An 18,160-nucleotide genomic window follows, 5' to 3' on the forward strand; every position below is an offset into this window, starting at 1 on the left:
TCTCCTATTTATTCTTTTGAATGTAACTTAAGATTTCATCAATTTTGATTCTTTCTTGTTTCATTGTATCCCTATTTCTTATTGTTACTGAATTGTCATTCTCACTATCAAAGTCAACAGTCACACAAAATGGTGTTCCAGTACTGTCTTGTCTTCTATACCTTTTACCAATTTGACCAGCAACATCATATGTTGTTGAAACAAAACCCGATAGTTGATCTTGAATTTTTTCTGCTAATTCAGCTTGTTGTTTTTGTAAAGGCAAAATAGCAATCTTATAAGGGGAAAGTTCAAAAGGCAATTGCATTAATGTTCTATCATCAGTTTCACTCACTCTTTCTTTAAATGAACTACACAGTAAAGCCAATATTAATCTTTCAACCCCTACACTAGGTTCAATAACATAAGGTACTACCTTTGTATTATCTTCTGGTCTAAAATAACTTAAGTCTTGTTTACTTACTGCTTGGTGAGCATTTAAATCAAAGTCAGATCTATGAGCAATACCTCATAATTCACCCTTTCCAAAAGGAAACATATATTCAATATCAACAGTTCTGTTTGAGTAGTGAGACAATTCATCCTTTTCATGTTCTCTTAAAATGAATTCACCTTCACTGATACCCAATTTAGTTGACAAAAAAATTTTAACTTCATTTAATCAGTATTCAAATCAATCAAATTTATCTTTTGGATCAAAGAAAAATTCCATTTCCATTTGTTCAAATTCACGCGTTCTAAAAATAAAGTTACCTGGTGTTATTTCATTTCTGAAACTTTTACCTATTTGTCCAATTCCAAATGGTAACTTTTTTCTCATTGATCTTTGTACATTTTTATAATTAATAAAAACTCCTTGTGCTGTTTCTGGTCTTAAATAGACAGTTGAATTTTCATTTTTCACAACTCCAACATTAGTTTCAAACATCAGCATAAATTGTCTAATACTTGTAAAATTTACTTTCCCACATTTTGGACACTTAATATCTTTTTCAATAATTAATTTTTCAAGTTCTGTTGATTTTAAACCATCAACTGAAATTTTTAACTGTTCCTCAACAATTTTATCAGCCCTAAATCTAGATTTACATTCTTTACAATCGATTAGTGGATCAGAAAAGTTACCTAAGTGACCAGAAGCTTTTCAAACATTGCTATTTAAAATTATTGATGAATCTAACCCTACATTCATTTTTTTTGAACGTACAAAATGATTTCATCACATTGCTTTTAAATTATTTTTCAATTCAACACCTAAGGGACCATAGTCTCAAGAGTTTGCTAAGCCACCATATATTTCTGAACCTTGAAAAATAAACCCAGCAGACTTTAAATGATTTATTAATTTGTCCATGTCGATTTTGGCCATAAAAAAAGATCTCCTGAATTTCGATCATTGTTATATTATTAATATATTATATAAAAGTCAACATACTATAAGTGTGCTAATATTGGGAATAGTATAACGCCAATATAGGTGTACCAAAATTGAATTTCTGAAAATCAATTTAAAGTTACTCTTAAATCTTTTAATTTCATTTTTATTATCTAAGTCTTATTTACTTAAATTATGCATATCATTTTTTTAATAAATTGTTATGTATAATTTATTATATAAGGAGATATCAAAATGGACAAATCATATACACAACCTCAACCTGTTGGAGCTACAGGTGGTGGAAAATTTGCATACTGAGTTATTTGCCCCATATTTACATTGGGTATTTGACTAATCTTTTTGCACGTTGGTAGAAAGAATAAAATTAGAAAAATGGGAATGAAAGTCGATGAATCAGAATCAGGAATCGATATTCAATTAGCTCGTAGAGCTGATACACTTACAAAACTTATTGATTCAGTTAAATCAGCAATTAAATTTGAAAGTGACTTATTAGGTAAAATTACAGAATTAAGATCTAAAGCATCATCTGGTGCTTCAGTTACAGAAAAGTCAGAAATAAATTCTGAATTTGATTCTATTCAAAGAAAAGTAAATGTTGCGATGGAAAACTATCCAGATTTAAAATCAAACTCAAATATTCTTAAGTTACAAGAAGCTATCAGAGATGTTGAAGATAATATTGCAGCATCAAGAAGAATTTATAATTCAAACGTAACAGCTTACAATCAACAAATAATTGTGTGACCAAATAATGTTGTAGCTGAAAAGATGCAACTACAAACTAAAGTTCTATTTGTGGCAACCAAAGCACAAAAACAAGACATTAAAATTGACCTTGGTTTAGGAATTTAATAATATATAAGTTAAGAGGTCTTTATGGCAAACGAACAATTCAATCAATATATAGACGATTTCATTAAGACAAACTTAGAAGATGAATCTAAGAAAAATAAAAGGCATTATTTATTTTTTATTTTTACTTCAATTGGTTGTGTAATTACTGTAATTCTTGCAATTAATGCATCATTTGATTTTGAAATGTATATGCCGAGATTTGTTTTTAGTGTTATATTTTCAGTAATCTTATTTTTTGTCTCTATAGGATCATTTAAAAAATTCAAAAGAACCACAAAACACAACACACAAATTGTTTTACAAAATGTCGGAAAATTTATAGAAAAATATATTGAACTCCACTACCCTGATATAAAACTACAACAATATGAATTAAAAAAATTTGGTGGTGGTGTATTTTGATTTGAACTAAACGAAAATTTAACTTATTATTGTGATGCAGATATTGAAGAGATAGTTAGATATATTAAAACTAGTAGCAAAGGAGAAACTCCAATTTACTATTTTGTTAATACGCTTTCAGTTACTCTTAATTATAAAGAACTACCTATTGAAAAGGAAATTAAATTAAAACTAGGAAAAACTAAAGGTAAAGATATAAATAATTTCATTTCTGAATCCATCGCATTCAATAAAACTTATGAAGTTGTTGGTGATAAAAGTGATGGATTCAAATTCTTTACACCAGTAAGAATAGAATCATTATTAAACAATTCAAAAATAATGGATGACATTAAATTCAGCATTGAAAGTAAATCAACTAAATTTTATAGACAATGAGAAATTACTAAATCTTATAAACGTAAATACAATAACAATTTAGCTTCGAAACCATTAGGTAATAATATGTCGGCAAATGATGAGAAAATGAGAGAAGATATTGTTAGACATATTAGTGAAGTGGTAGAAATCCCTATTCATAATTTAAATATTATGAAGGCATTATTGATTCATAAATAGTATGAAAAAAACCTAATATAAGGTTCTTTTTCATTTTTTATTTAATACTTACTGTTATCATTATTTTCTATAATTAATAAGTTCATAATACCATCATAGGTATAAACAGCTATAAATTAAAATTATTCTTTATGTTCTTTTTCTAAAATATTTTCTCGATTTTCAAGTGATTTTTCTGAATTTTGGTTTTTATTTCTATACGACGCTCCAATAAAAAAATATTGCTTCTCTCATTCATCTTGTTTATCCAAATCTTCCTCAATTTGATTTCTACTTGAAAAAATAAAGTAAATGCTTTTTTTAAAGTCTGAGTCATCACCCATTTCAAATAAACTAGAAGGTTTATCTTCACTTAAATTAATTAATTTCTTTTTCAATAAATCATATTTAAAGTTAACAGTTACATATACATTTAAATTCTCTTCTGATAATTTTTCATTAATTAATTTTGAGTTAAAATATTTTTTATTTAAGTTGTTAAATTTACCAAATATCTGAGTTCTAATAATTATATTTTCTTCACCATTCTTGACTCCCTTCAAAAATACTTTTTGAGAAATTATTAACCTTTTCTTTAAATGTCTGTAAATCAATTTTATAGTTCTAAATTGATGATATTTTAAATAGCCATCACTTGAAAAGTCAACAAAAAAATCTTCTCCAAAAAATTGTAAATCCTTCATTAGGTAACTTACAAACTCTGGATTAGAAATACCTGACTTGTTTGCTATTCTTTTTATTTTAATTTCTTTAATTCTCAAAAATTTTAAGAATTTTTCATAATAATTTTTTTGGGTGCTTACAAAAATAGTGTAACCAAAAATTAATGACACAAGACCTGCAAAGGCTCCAACAACTGATAATATAATTCCTATAAGTTCGACGAACTCTAATTCACCAGTATTCATTTTATTTCCCTCTTTTAAATTTTATCATTAAACAAAGCGTCCCTTTGATAATTCAATTATGCTGGTCGTAATTAAACCTACTTCATTTTTGTATTCATCCATTAATACTCTATTGATTTTTACAAGAGTTTTTGAATCATACTCTTCTTTTATTATTTTTCCTACTTTTACATGGCTAAAATATTCTAGTGTTTTAATGAACAATTCCATATCTGTTTCAAATGATGACTGATTTTGGCATCCCAAACAAATAAATTGTTTATTAACATAATCAAAGTCAATAAATTTATTTACTCTTTTTCTACATTTAATACAGGTTACTAAATTTCACTTTCTACCTACATATTCTAAGTAATTCAACATAAAGTATAAAAATATAACAAACCTGTTTTTTGGATCTTCAACAAATGCCAAAAAAACATCATCTATAAATTTATATTTTTTTTGATTAACTTCCCCAAAGTTAGATGTTTTTTCCACTACTTGAAATATTGTAGTTATGTATAAATAATCTTCATAAGATATTGTTGAAATGTCAATTGATATATTTAATTTTCCAGTTTTTAGCTTACTCATTTTTTCAGGATCTTTTGTTTGAAAAATCTCAAATTCTGATTTTGAAAATTTTAAAGCAGAATACTTATTCTTTGATCTTTCGCTTTGTAATCCCATAGCGTATAGGTTTATAAGTCCATTTTCTTTTGAAAAAACAGATATTAAACTCTTATTGTCTTCAATCGTAAAATTATTTAAGACAAATCCATTAATTATGTTCATGTTATTCGTGATCGCTATATCCTAATCGTCTTATATAGTCAATTGACTTTCTTCAATCATTTGCAACCTTCACAAAAATTTCAATAAAAACCTTCTTTCCAAATTCAACTTCCAACTCAATACGTGCGTCAGTTGCAATTTGTTTTAATTTAGAGCCACCTTTACCAATAATTATTGGTTTTTGACTTTCTCTTTCAACTAATACAATTGCTGATATTTCAACGATATTTTTTTTGTCCTTATATTTTTCAATCATAATTGCTGTAGAATGAGGAATTTCCTCTCCAGTTCTCAAAAGGATTTTTTCTCGAATCATCTCTTTAATCAAAAATGAGTTACCTTTATCTGAAACTGCATCTTCATCAAAGTATCTGTAACCAGTTTCTGGCAATAATCCTTGAATAATTTCAACTAACTTTTTAATATTCATACCTCTTTTTGATGATGTTGGTACGATGTCTAAAAAATTAATTCCTTGACTATTTCAATCCATAATTTTTGCAAACATTTCCTCTTTACCAATAGTATCTGATTTAGTAATCACTAAGATAACAGGAATTTGAGAATCCTTTAATTTTTGAACTAGGAACTTATCATTATCTCCAATTCTTTCATTAGCTGGGGCTAATAATAAGATTACCTCAACATCCTTAGTTGCTTTCATAGCAGTTGTATTCATGAATGTTCCAAGTTTATTTCCTGACTTATGTGTATGAATACCTGGAGTATCTATAAAAACAATTTGTGATAAATTGTCGTTATAAATACCACAAATTCTATCTCTTGTGGTTTGAACTTTACTTGTTACTATAGAAACTTTTCTTCCAATAATTGAATTAACTAAAGATGATTTTCCAACATTAGTTCTACCAATTACTCCAACGAAACCCGCTTTTATCATATTAAATTCATGCTGTAACTTGATTTATTATTGGTTCAATAAATAAGAAACATCCTACTAAAAAAGCTGCAATAGAATTCAAAATACTTGCTGCAGCACAAATATCTTTAATTTTCTTTGCCTTAATGTTGTACTCAAATGAAAGCAAATCAACAAAGTTTTCAATTGCTGTGTTAATAAGTTCAAATCCTACTACAACACCAATAGTCAGAGACAAAATTGCTCAATGAATTGATGTAAAATAGCCCCCAGTTGTTAAAAAAATTCCAACAGCAATTGCTAAAATTGTTATTACCAAGTAAAGCAATAATGTTGTTTCTTCTTTAAAAGCAATAACTAGTCCACGAAATGCATTTGTAAATTTATTCTTGAATCTAATTGCTACTGCTTTTTGGTTTCTTGAACTTCTTTTAGCCATTACTTTTCTCCAATTACATTAATAATATTATACTTGATATTAATTTTAGATAAAATTAAATCAGTTAATTGGAACATCTCTTGTTCTTCTTCATCTCCTAACTCATGGTCATATCCAAGCAAGTGTAAAAATCCATGAACAAATAGTCATGACATTTCAACATCTAAATCATGATTATATAATTTGGCTTTATTTATTGCTTCATCATATGCAATAAATAAATCACCAATTTCTCTATAACCAGTTTGTTCATATATAAAATCATCCATTTCAATTGGAAATGATATAACATCTCCTACATTGTTTTTATTTCTATATTTTTTATTTATTGTTACTGATTCTTCATTAGATATAAATGTTACAGACAATTCTAAATCGTAATCAATATTTAAAATGTTTTTTGTGTGTATAAATAATTTATTAAATAAATTACCATATTCTCCAATGAGTTCTTCATTTTGATGTTTATTAAAAAAATTTATCATTTTATTTCCTACTAAATGTTTTGTTAATTAAATAATACATAATTCGTTCGCTATTTAACATAACAACAGCAGATGTTTGAATGTTTGGGTTAAATTTATTATCTATATTTTTAATTTCTGCAATATTTTTGTCATTGAATTTCATTTGATTTTTTAAAATAATGAACTCATTGCCACTTTGATTTAGTATTAATTTGTTTACATTTTTATTATCGATTCCATTAAATGTAATGAAATTTCGGTATGTATTTTCTAGTTTGATTGAGCTAAATTGAACTGTTTTGTATATAGGGATTTTTACAACCAATCCAAAAATTGAGAATGAAAAAGTTGTTAAAAAAAAGATAACTATTAATTTAAATTTATTTTTCAATTGAAATAACCTCCTCAAAATATTCCTTATAAGACTCATCGTGATCGCACATAATAAACATTCTATCTTTCTTAAATCTCATTAAGTTTTTGATTAAATACTTTGCAGTTTTCTTGTCAACGTTGCTTAGTGGTTCATCAAGTATGTATAATTCACAATCAGTAAAAAATAAGCTAATGAAATTAATTATTTGCCTTTGACCTTTTGAAAAATTACTACCATTATCAATTACTTCCTTATTTAGAGAAATATTATGATCATTTAAAATTTTACTTAATCCCAATTTATCAAACAATTCCAAATCAATTTTATTTCTAAATTGTTGTATATTTTCTCAAACAGTTCCATGAAATAAATAATCATATTGGCTTAAATACTTTATATCTTTAAAATAATTATCACTTAAATCTCTCAGGTTAATTCCATTTAATAATATTTTCCCACTATAATTTTTAAATACTCCAGCAATAACCTTAAGTAATGAGGTTTTTCCAGAACCACTTTTCCCAGATATAAATGTATTACATTTAAATTCAAAATTTAAATCAGAAAATAATTCATTAGATCCAATATATTTTGATAGGTTTTCAATCTTAATATTTTTTATAGTATCTGCCTCTGGTTTAACATTTAATTCTCTATAATCGAATATAAAATCTAAATTTTTTGTAGCTATTTTAAATTTTGAGTAATTTGATATTTGATTTGTGATTAAGTTTATAAAAACAAATATATACGAAGATATTGACGTTAAAAATAGTAAGTCAAATGCACTTATTTTTTCTTTATCAATAAATATTGCTCCAATAAAAAATGTGAATATATAGAAAATCTTATTAATTAAGGAATAAAATATTCCTAACTTTTCGTTTGCGATATATAACTGAAAATTTGTTTTTTCTAATCGTGAAAAATTCCCGTCAATTTTATTAGAAATATAATTTGTAAGATACTTTGTTTTGACTTGTTCAAAACCATCAAGCATATCTCTAAAATGGTAAGAAAACTCAATTTGTTGTTTTTCTATTTTTAAATTCATCTTTTTTATCATTTTACTTGATACTGTAGATATAAAAATGTAAGCAAAACTTTCTAAGAAAATTATTACCAAAAAAATATTAGAAAAACCATTAAAAATAGCCAAAGCAACAATCATCATTATCAACCTAATTGGTAAATCCATTGTTATAAACAATAGTCTGTTTGCAACTTCAGAAATATCAGAAATTTTTTTAATTCATTCATCTTTTGTTATTGAACTAAATGTTTCTACATCTAAAGATAATAATGATTTCTTGAAATCCACAAACATATCTCGACACATTATTGCTGTTATTTTTCTTATCATCTTATTAATTACAAAATTTCCAAAAATATTTAGAGAGTATATTATTCCAAACATTAAAAAAAATATCGTCAAAAATGATCATTGAATGTTAGTAGCATTCTCTAAATATATCTTTGTAAACACACTACTGATTAGTACTAATAAGTTAACTATTATCGATGCAAAAAAAATAATTAAACACATTTTTCAGTGCTTTTTTAAATACAACATTCACTTTGTTAAATCGCTGTTATTTATCTCAATATTTGAGTCTTTTTTACATATTCCAAAAAAACCTAAATACTTTTCTTCAATTAAAGAGTTAGATTCTCAAGTTAATTCTTTTGAATTTGGATCCCCAACTAGGCACTTGCTTTTTGAAAATTTATAAACAACTATAAAATGATTATCTCCCTCTTTTGTCATTACATTCAATACAACAGGTTCGCTTGGATTGAATTCAACCAATTCTTTAAATGTAGATGAGTATGTTTCAAATGAAATATTATATTTAAATAGTGTATTTTCAATATCCAAAAAACTAAGTGTACTAACTGGAAGCTTATTATTTAGTTTAATTTCATCAAGTAAGTAATTTTTGTTATGTAGTGTATTAACTACCATTGTAATTACTGCATGAGCACAATCTTCAGTTCCATTTTGATTTATAAACGAATATTTCATAGTCACCTCATTTACATTAACGTCACAAAATAAAAAATTCCCAGAGGAATTTTATAATTTTTAAAAATATTGATTTAAGACTGTATTGAATACTTTGTAAATAACTTATAAAATTATTTATTTTTTTTCTTTTTAATTATTACAATTATACTAATTGTAATAATTAAAACAGTTGATCCAATAATGAAAATAAGTATTATAAAATCTAAATTAATTTTAGAATCAGCTGTACTTTCTTCATAATTAAATTTAAATTTAGTGTTTAACGAACCATATAATTTATCAGATTTGCCTATTACTTTTAAATACATGTACGATTCAAATTTGTTTATATTTGATAAATTACTTTGCAATTCATTTTTATATTCATTGTCAGTATAAATACTAATATCAAAATCTTCTTTATTAACTGCAATATTTTCCTCTTTATAAAGTGTTTCAATAAATTTATTTTTTACATTTTCATTAATTTCTTCAAAAGAAGTATTTTGGTTAATTACCAATGGATTATTTCCTAAATCAAACAAATCAACTTCAGATAAGTTTAATCTTTCTTCATATTTTTTATAATTTTGTATATTTATTTCAAATGATTGTTGATTAAATACAAAATCAGATTTTGTTTTAGCAAGTAATTTAAACTCGTTATCTGTTCATTTAAAATTTTGAAAGAACTCTTCATTAATAAGCTTTTCTTTTCCACTACCATCTTTTCAATAAACATCTATCAATTCATAAACATTATCAAATTCTTTATTTAAATTGTCATGTTTTATTTTTCTATCAATTTCATTATAAATCTTTTGAAAAAAGTTAAACTTATTATTATGATTAGAATTATCAAAATAAGTTTTAATATTTAAATCACTTAAGTCAATTTTTTCTTCTTTTTTAACAATAACATCTTCAACATTAAAATCTTCAATTACTTCTTTTTCACTTCCTCAATAACCAAACTGTTTTAGTTTTTTATCATTTTCTAAATAAATATTATCTTCATTATCATAGTTATATCACTTATCCAAATTTGGATTGTGTCAAGTAAATAAATCATTGAAAAAGTGGCCTGATTCATGAATAATTAATTGTGTAAGATCAAATGAATATCATTTGTCATCACCTAAAAAAGGATTATTATTATTAATTTTTGTTTCTGTAAGTATTGTTTTAGTACCTTTTCCATGTATTTCCATTGTTCAGTTTGATGATAATCAAGTACCAAGTGAACTTGAAGAATCATCACTTTTATATATAGAAATTCTTTTTATAAAATTAATAGGTCAAAATAAATTATTTTCTTGAGCCATAATTTCCATTAGCGAAACCATTTCAGAAATATAATAAAAAGCAAAAATTATATTGTCATAAGTTGTATCTTGCCCCATTTGGAGTAAAGAAGAATATTTTTTAAATTTATTTCATTCTTCTAATAAATTATTATTATTATTATTTAAAATATCTTTTAACGCTTTTGAAATATTAGTCTGATCAAATTTTGATTTAGGATTGGAACTGTTTCAGATATTCATTAACTCATAGAAATTATATTTATTTTTTATTTGATTGTTATAATTATCAAAAATTATTATTTGCTCATTATTATATTCAAGTTCTTCAAAAAAATAATTGTTTATATTAAATCTAATGTTATTCAACGAATCAATATTTAAATATTCATAGTGTTTATAATTAAAATTTAAAAACTCCTCTTTATAATTCTTTTTAGACCACTGTCATGTATTTGAACTATGTAACGCCATTCCAATTAAATTATTAAAAGTGCTAGAATTTTCAATAAATTCAGAGTTTTCTATTACATTTGAATTTGATCTAATAAAGATTTTTTCAGTTTTTTGTTCTAAATTTATTTTTGGATATTTATTCTTATTTGCTTCAAAGTTATTTATAATTATTTTTTTAATTTCAATTCTTTTTTCTTTTATTTTTTCTGGACTATTTAAATTATTTCCATCAACTATCTTTTTTTTGTTTTTAAAAATATAAGGAACAAAATCTAAAAATCAAATATTTAAAATTTCTCAATGTTTTGTCTTTGTTTTTTTCATACCTTCAAAAATTCATCTACTAAAAATTTGGGCAGATGCTTCTTCTAAGTTTTTTAAACCATATGAATAACTATTTAAAAAAAATATCATCATTAGGCTTGATTTAAAAAAATCTATATCAAATCATTCCATAGCTGCCTCTTCGTCAAAGCAATTATCTTTACAAGCTTCTTGATAAAACTGAATATATTTTTTTTCTAATGAGTCTCCGACTAAATCTATATTATTTTTTGATTTTTCATCCAGCATTAAATATAAAAATAAACCTAAATAATTTTGGTAATTTATAAAACCATTATTATTAATTGGTTTTGCTTTAATGATTATATTTTTTGTTTCATTTTTGCTTAAAGTATTAGCAATTGGTAAAAATGAAACAAAAAATGAAGAAAATGAAATAAAAAATGTAAGCATTATTTTCATATTTTATTATTCCTCAATTCATTATTTATTTTTTGCTATAAATTCTAAACTATCTGCTCAGATTTTAGCTTCAGATTTTGCTCAGTATGCATTTCAACCAGAAGCAAAAGCACCAGCTGAAACTTTTAATTTAATTTCTATAATATTATTCACGACTCTATGTTGGTATACTCCTAAAGTTTTCATTCAATTGACATTTGAATATGAAGTGCTTCAAATGTCTTGTTCACCACTTCATTCCTTACCAATAGAACTAGTTGATATTTTATTACTAAATGATTTACCATTTGTTTCATTACCATGAATATTACCATTTTTGTTATCCCAGGCATAACCTTTGGTGTTTAAATTTATATATTCATAAGACTCTTTAAACTCATTAACACCTAAAACTGGTTTATATTGAAAAACCATCTCAGTAGAGTCTCAATATGTAGTGGCATATGCTTCAACCCTAACTTTTTTAGAAATTTGATTTACATTTAAGTTATCAAGTTTTGTTTTAAATATTACTTCAATACTTCCTTCCAATTCCTTTTGATTTTCTTTAGCTACTAAAACTAGACTATTGTATTTTTTATTTTTAATTATTGTATTTTGTCGGATTAAATCAGCGTCACTAAAAGTTAAAGAATTTTTATCAATTATTTTTTGAAGTAATTCACTGTCATTTTTCAATGTTGTTTCTGATATTGTTCCTAAATCTTGTGTTTTTGAAATTATGTCACTCACTTTTTGTGCTTGTTCTGCTTCTTTATCAACAACATCAAAATATATTTTTTCCTCTTTTTTAGCATTATCTGCTGAAATGCTTAAAATACCCTTTCCAAGTTCTTTACCTTTAATTGTAATCAATCCTTTGCTATTAACTGAATAGCTTACTAATTCACTTTTATTTGTAGTTAATTCAATATTTTTTAAATCATCATAATTTTCAATTAATACTTCAACTGTTTCATCTTTTTTAATAATTATATTATGTGTTGAAAGTTCAATGTCTATTTCTTCATCAACTGGTGGTTTTGTGCCTTCTTCACCAGTATTTTCTAATACAACTTGGAATTTTAACATACCTTTAAATTTTTCTCTTGATTCTGAAGATGATGGACTTAATTTAATATTATATGTTTTTGGTGGTTCATTTAATTTAGGCATGATCCATGAATAGCCCATTCATTTTCATCCATCAGGATTATCTATAATCGCTGAATCAAAAACATCAGATAATACTCCTTCATCTGGGTTATTAAAAAATACTTCAGCCAAAATTTCTTCTTTTATAATATCTTGTGTTACTTCTTCTAAGTCATTTAGATAATATAAATTAATTTCAGATTTTGTTAATTGAATGTTGTTTAAATTAATTATTTCATTATAAACAAATTTATTTATTTCAATATTATTCATTGCATTTACTGGTGCGCCTGTGTTTCCAGATAAATACATTATCGCTAATAGTGTTTTCATTTAAGTTCTAACTCCTTTCCTTATTTGTTCTTTACTTTCTTAAACTAATAAATATTGGTATTTTTGCTTATTTATACAAATTTATTTTATCATTATAGAATTTTATTTGGAAATTTTTTTATATTTTATTGAGTAGATTTTGATAAATAATTAAATTTAAATTAATTTTTTATGCATTTAAAACATTTGTATTTACTACATAAAATAAAAAATTCCCAGAGGAATTTTATAATTTAACTGAAAATCTAATAAACTCAATATCAGAATATTTAAGTTCAACTTTTTTAGGTCTACCTTTTATAAAAAAAGTAAATAAGTATTTATCATTATTTATTTCTTTTAACTCAGCGCTGAATTCATTAAGATCATTTTCAAATGGAATTTTTGTTTGAACAAAGAAATATTTACCAACAAGTTCTTTTAAAACATCTTCTGATTTAATTTCTCTTTCAGCTCCTGCTGAAGATACTTCTAGCATATATTCTTCTTCGATTGAATCATATTTCGAATCTAACAAATTTGAAACCAATTCATTATATTTAATCAAATCATCAAAGTGAATTGGACTTCCATCCTTATTTTCCAATAATACTTGAATAATATCAGATTCAAATTCGTTGTAAATGTTTATTTCATAAACATTTACTTTTTCATTTTTAAACTGATCAGTTATATCAATCTTTAGTTCATTTAAAATGCTGTGTAATTTCATCGGTCTCCTAAAATCCAAAAGTTATTTGTTCTTCATCTTTCAATGAGTCAATAATCTTGTAATCTTTTAATAATTGTAAATGGGTTTTATTGATATTTGTACGATTTTCTAAATCTTTAAGTGAAGTGAAAGATTGTTCATCACGTGCTTCGACTATTTTACGTGCAACTGCTTCACCAAGTGAGTCAATTGCTGTAAACGGTGGATAAATATAACGCTTGCCATCTTCAGCTTCCTTAATAACAAATTTATCCGCTGTAGAGATATTAAAATCAATATTTTTAATTTCTATACCACGAGCATACATCTCAAACATTACTTCAAGGGTATTAATTAATCAATCTTCACGTTGTGTTGAAGTTTTATTAGCTTGTTTTTCAATTATCTCTGCATATTTTTTTCTAGCAAATTCTTCACCCTTAAACGCAGTTTCTAAATCAAAAGATTTTGCTCGAGTCGTAAATCAAGTTGCATAATATTCAATTGGATAATTTATTTTATATCAAGCAACACGATATGCCATTAATACATAAGCTGTTGCATGAGCTTTAGGAAACATATATTTAATTTTTATACAAGATTCAATATATCAAGTAGGAACACCATGACTTTTCATTTCAGCAATTCATTCATTTGTTAGACCTTTACCCTTTCTTACAGATTCCATAATTGTAAAGGAAAGTGAAGGATCTAAACCCATTGACATTAGATAAACCATAATATCATCTCTACAACCAATTACAGAAGAAATTGTAGCCTTTCCAGAATTAATCAAATCTTGTGCATTTCCAACATATACATCAGTTCCATGAGACAATCCTGAAATTTGAACTAAATCTGAAAAAGACTTTGGTTTAGTCTCATTTAACATTTTTCTAACAAATCCAGTACCAAATTCTGGAAGACCAAGTGCACCATTAACTTCACCATTTAATTTTTCTGGTGATACTCCTGGTAAGGCTTCTTGACTTCAAAATAATGTATATACATCAGCACTATTTGTTGGTATTGCTTGTGGATCAACTCCAGTAATGTCATACAACATTTTTAATGCCGTAGGATCATCGTGACCTAGTATATCAAGTTTTAATAAATTATCATGAATAGCGTGAAAGTCAAAATGAGTTGTTAATCAAGATGAAGATGAATCATCTGCTGGATAATTTACTGGACTAAAATCTTCTATGTCATATTCTTTTGGTAAAACAATAATTCCACCTGGATGTTGCCCTGTTGTTCTTTTTACACCAGCTGCTTCAACTGCCAATCTATCGATTTGAGCTGAACTCATTGATATTTCTTTTTTTTCTAAATATCCTTTTACATAACCATAAGCAGTTTTGTCTGCAACTGTAGAAATAGTTCCGGCTCTGAATACATTATTTTCACCAAATATTTTTTTTGTAAAATTATGAGCGGTTGATTGATAATCACCTGAAAAGTTTAAATCAATATCAGGAACTTTATCACCATTAAATCCCAAGAAAGTTTCAAATGGGATATCGTGCCCATCACCTACTAATTGTTCTCCACAATTTGGACATTTTGCCAATGGTAAGTCATAACCACACTTAATCGATGGATCAGTTTCAAAATCAGAATATTTACAGTTTGGACATCTATAGTGAGCACGTAATGGATTAACCTCTGTAATGTTTGACATAGTCGCAGCAAATGATGAACCAACAGATCCACGAGAACCTACTAGATATGAATCAGTCAAAGATTGTTTTACAAGCAAGTGTGACACTCAATAGACAATTGCAAATCCATGTTTAATAATTGATTGTAATTCTTTTTCAATTCTATCACTTACAATTTTAGGTAAATTTTCACCATACATAGCCCTTGCAGTCATGTAACATTCATCTGTCAAGAGTTTATCTACGTTATCAATTTTTGGTGTAAATAAACCTTTCTTTAATGGTTTAACATCAAAATCAATCATGTCTGCAATCGTATTAGTGTTTTTAACAACAATATTATTGATTAATTCTTCATCATTTAACCAAGAAAATTCTTCTAACATTTGAGTTGTACTTCTTAAGTGTTGATCTGGATTTGTTTTGATTCTATTTTTATAATCAAATAATGGATGAGCTACTCCAGCCAATCCTTTAGTTTCAATATAAATATCTCTAATTTGTTTTTGTGATTCTTTTACATAATGAGCATCTGACGTTGCAACAACATGAATATTATTTTTAATTGCTATGTTTATAATCAATCTTTGAATTTCTTGTAAATCTTCTACTTTTAAATCACCTAATTGAATTAGCTTTGAATATACAGATAACGGTTGAACTTCAATATAATCATATTTTTTTATTTCTTCTTCTAATTCAAAATTTGACTTAGTACGAGCTGCTTCAAATACTGGAGAATTTAAACAACCTGCACCTATTAAAATGTTTCCCATTTTTTTAAATTCAAATAATTTTGTCTCAGTTATTTTTGGTGATCCTAAAAATCCTTCTACATGAGTATGTGATATCATTTTAAATAAAACTTTTAAACCAGATTGGTTTTTAGCAATAACATTAACGTGTGCTGGTCTTGGCTTTGAAATGTTCAAAATTGATCCAGGAAGCTCTCGTAAGTTTTCCCAATCATTTATTACTTCTAATTTAATCTTTTTCTTGGCTTCATGAATTAAATGGTCATATAGATCGCTTAAAACACGTGCATCATAATCTGCACGGTGGGCAATGTGATCATCGTATAAAATACCGAATGTTTTACAGACCGTACCAAGTCTATGATTCTTTATTTTAGGTTTAATAGCCCTTGCAATTGCAAGCGTATCAATTACAGTATTTTCAAATGGTTTATAGCCTAACTTAATCGCTCATGAATTTAAAAAACCAATATCAAATTTAGCATTGTGGGCAATTAAAATTGAATCACCAATGATTTCATGTATTTTTTTGAATTCTACTTCAATACTCTGTTTATCTTCTAACATGTCATTTGTAATATTTGTCAAATCAGAAGTGAACTGAGATATTTTTTTTCTTGGTTTAATTAATATTGAAATATCTTTTGAAGGCTTTTCATCTGACGGATCATACACAACTGCTCCAAATTCAATAATTTCATCCCTTTCAGGAGATAGACCAGTTGTTTCTAAGTCAAAAATAACAATTCTTGAATTACGAACTGATTGGTTTTTAGGATTTTTTACATATCAGTATTTATCATCAACAACAGACAATTCACAACCATAAATTAGTTTTAAGGGATTTTTTGATCCCTTATTAATTTTATTTAAATGATTGAATGCTGCGGGATAGGCTTGAATATTTTGGTGATCTGTTATGGCTATTGCATTTCAACCTCAATCTTTAGCTTGATCTAAATACTCTTCAATAGAAGAAACACCATCCATTACTGACATTTTAGTATGAGTATGCAACTCAACACGTTTAATAGTTGCTTCATCAAAAGATTTAATTTCGACTTTAGGGATTTTTTGATAATCAGATACAATCATTTGAAATGATTTATCAAATTGAGAATATTCATAATTACCACGAATAGAAATTCAATCGCCTACTTTAATTAAGTCTTCTTTTTCAATCACACCGTCAGCATTATCATCAAACGCCGTTGGGGTATTTGATCTTGTGAAGTTTATGCATTTAATAGCTGATGTGTCATCTCCTATTGAAAATATATAAAAATTATTTCCTGTTTTAGATACACGTGATTCTTTTTTTAAAACCTCACCATTTAAAATAATATTTTTTGCGCCTTCTTCTATTTCAGAAATTGACTTATAACTCGGTTTACCAATTTTATTTTTAAATGTTTCTGGGTTATATTTGCTTTTTGAAATTTTAGAAACAAATTCTTTTTGTTGCTTTTCCAATCTTTGTCGGGCGTCAATATCACTTTCTTCTATTTTAAATTCAACGTCTACATTTGAAAAACCATACTTTAAAAGTCGCTTTTCAAAATATGATGTCTCTTTTGTCAGTTCTTCAACTTGAGTTTTATTTGAAACTAAAAATGTAATTTGTTTAGTTTCTTTATTAAATTCAAACTTTTCTTTTGAAATTAAACGGATAACTCCTGCTTTGAGCTTTGATTTGTGTTTAATTAAATAATCAATATAGTCCCACAAAATATCAGTTTCATACTTAATTATATTAGGCTTAATATTAATTTTAATTGGTATTTGTCTTTTGTTATTTTCTAATTCTTTTTCTAAAAATTCAATAAGAGAAACTGGTAATGTTTCTTTTACAGAAAGAAAAATACGAATTCTATTTTTTTCTTCTTCAATTTGACGTGTTTTAAAAAAGTCAGCGCCTTCCAATAATTTAGATTGCTCTGAATTAAATTCTATATTTAGTTTTTCAAACAAATGAGTTACTTTACTATTCACGATTAAACCTCA

The 18,160-nt window shown here is 25.7% G+C and carries 14 protein-coding genes; 2 read left to right on the forward strand and 12 right to left on the reverse strand.

The genetic code is table 4. The features are described 5' to 3' along the window. Positions 1 to 4 precede the first annotated feature (4 nt). Positions 5 to 1,369 (reverse strand): glycine--tRNA ligase, encoded by a 1,365-nt coding sequence (locus tag STIUS_RS02200; protein WP_162649750.1) that lies wholly within the window; start codon positions 1,367 to 1,369, stop codon positions 5 to 7. Between the two features lie 261 nt (positions 1,370 to 1,630). Here STIUS_RS02200 and STIUS_RS02205 point away from each other — a divergent pair, with 261 nt between their 5' ends. Next, positions 1,631 to 2,254 (forward strand): LemA family protein, encoded by a 624-nt coding sequence (locus STIUS_RS02205; protein WP_162649751.1) that lies wholly within the window; start codon positions 1,631 to 1,633, stop codon positions 2,252 to 2,254. Between the two features lie 24 nt (positions 2,255 to 2,278). Further along, the gene (locus STIUS_RS02210; RefSeq protein ID WP_162649752.1) at positions 2,279 to 3,217 is read left to right on the forward strand and encodes a hypothetical protein; all 939 of its coding nucleotides are present in this window, start codon (positions 2,279 to 2,281) and stop codon (positions 3,215 to 3,217) included. Positions 3,218 to 3,339: 122 nt separating this feature from the next. Here the strand turns inward: STIUS_RS02210 and STIUS_RS02215 are convergent, their stop codons facing one another. The 11 genes from STIUS_RS02215 to STIUS_RS02265 form a co-directional block, all read right to left on the reverse strand. After that, complete coding sequence (locus STIUS_RS02215; protein ID WP_162649753.1) at positions 3,340 to 4,125, reverse strand: hypothetical protein; 786 nt, start codon at positions 4,123 to 4,125, stop codon at positions 3,340 to 3,342. 27 nt (positions 4,126 to 4,152) lie between these two features. Continuing rightward, the gene (gene recO / locus STIUS_RS02220; RefSeq protein WP_162649754.1) at positions 4,153 to 4,902 is read right to left on the reverse strand and encodes a DNA repair protein RecO; all 750 of its coding nucleotides are present in this window, start codon (positions 4,900 to 4,902) and stop codon (positions 4,153 to 4,155) included. A 1-nt stretch (position 4,903) separates the two neighbouring features. Beyond that, positions 4,904 to 5,803, reverse strand: coding sequence for a GTPase Era (era, locus tag STIUS_RS02225; RefSeq protein WP_162649755.1), 900 nt, complete (start codon positions 5,801 to 5,803; stop codon positions 4,904 to 4,906). Position 5,804: 1 nt separating this feature from the next. Continuing rightward, a complete protein-coding gene (locus STIUS_RS02230) occupies positions 5,805 to 6,221 on the reverse strand; it encodes a diacylglycerol kinase (RefSeq protein WP_162649756.1) in 417 nt (138 codons plus the stop codon). After that, positions 6,221 to 6,706, reverse strand: a complete 486-nt coding sequence (ybeY, locus tag STIUS_RS02235) for an rRNA maturation RNase YbeY (protein ID WP_162649757.1) — start codon at positions 6,704 to 6,706, stop codon at positions 6,221 to 6,223. The genes STIUS_RS02230 and ybeY overlap by 1 nt, the downstream gene beginning before the upstream one ends. Before the next feature lies 1 nt (position 6,707). After that, on the reverse strand, positions 6,708 to 7,079 hold the full coding sequence (locus STIUS_RS02240) for a hypothetical protein (protein ID WP_162649758.1): 372 nt from the start codon (positions 7,077 to 7,079) through the stop codon (positions 6,708 to 6,710). Continuing rightward, positions 7,069 to 9,090, reverse strand: a complete 2,022-nt coding sequence (locus tag STIUS_RS02245) for an ATP-binding cassette domain-containing protein (RefSeq protein WP_162649759.1) — start codon at positions 9,088 to 9,090, stop codon at positions 7,069 to 7,071. The genes STIUS_RS02240 and STIUS_RS02245 overlap by 11 nt, the downstream gene beginning before the upstream one ends. A 113-nt stretch (positions 9,091 to 9,203) precedes the next feature. After that, the gene (locus STIUS_RS02250; RefSeq protein WP_162649760.1) at positions 9,204 to 11,579 is read right to left on the reverse strand and encodes a hypothetical protein; all 2,376 of its coding nucleotides are present in this window, start codon (positions 11,577 to 11,579) and stop codon (positions 9,204 to 9,206) included. Positions 11,580 to 11,600: 21 nt separating this feature from the next. After that, positions 11,601 to 13,046, reverse strand: coding sequence for a hypothetical protein (locus tag STIUS_RS02255; RefSeq protein ID WP_162649761.1), 1,446 nt, complete (start codon positions 13,044 to 13,046; stop codon positions 11,601 to 11,603). A gap of 226 nt (positions 13,047 to 13,272) precedes the next feature. Next, on the reverse strand, positions 13,273 to 13,758 hold the full coding sequence (locus tag STIUS_RS02260; protein ID WP_162649762.1) for a hypothetical protein: 486 nt from the start codon (positions 13,756 to 13,758) through the stop codon (positions 13,273 to 13,275). Between the two features lie 7 nt (positions 13,759 to 13,765). Continuing rightward, a complete protein-coding gene (locus tag STIUS_RS02265) occupies positions 13,766 to 18,148 on the reverse strand; it encodes a PolC-type DNA polymerase III (RefSeq protein WP_162649763.1) in 4,383 nt (1,460 codons plus the stop codon). Positions 18,149 to 18,160 lie beyond the last annotated feature (12 nt).

It is taken from the genome of Spiroplasma sp. TIUS-1 (assembly GCF_010365785.1).
Classification (GTDB): Bacteria; Bacillota_I; Bacilli_A; order Mycoplasmatales; family Mycoplasmataceae; genus TIUS-1.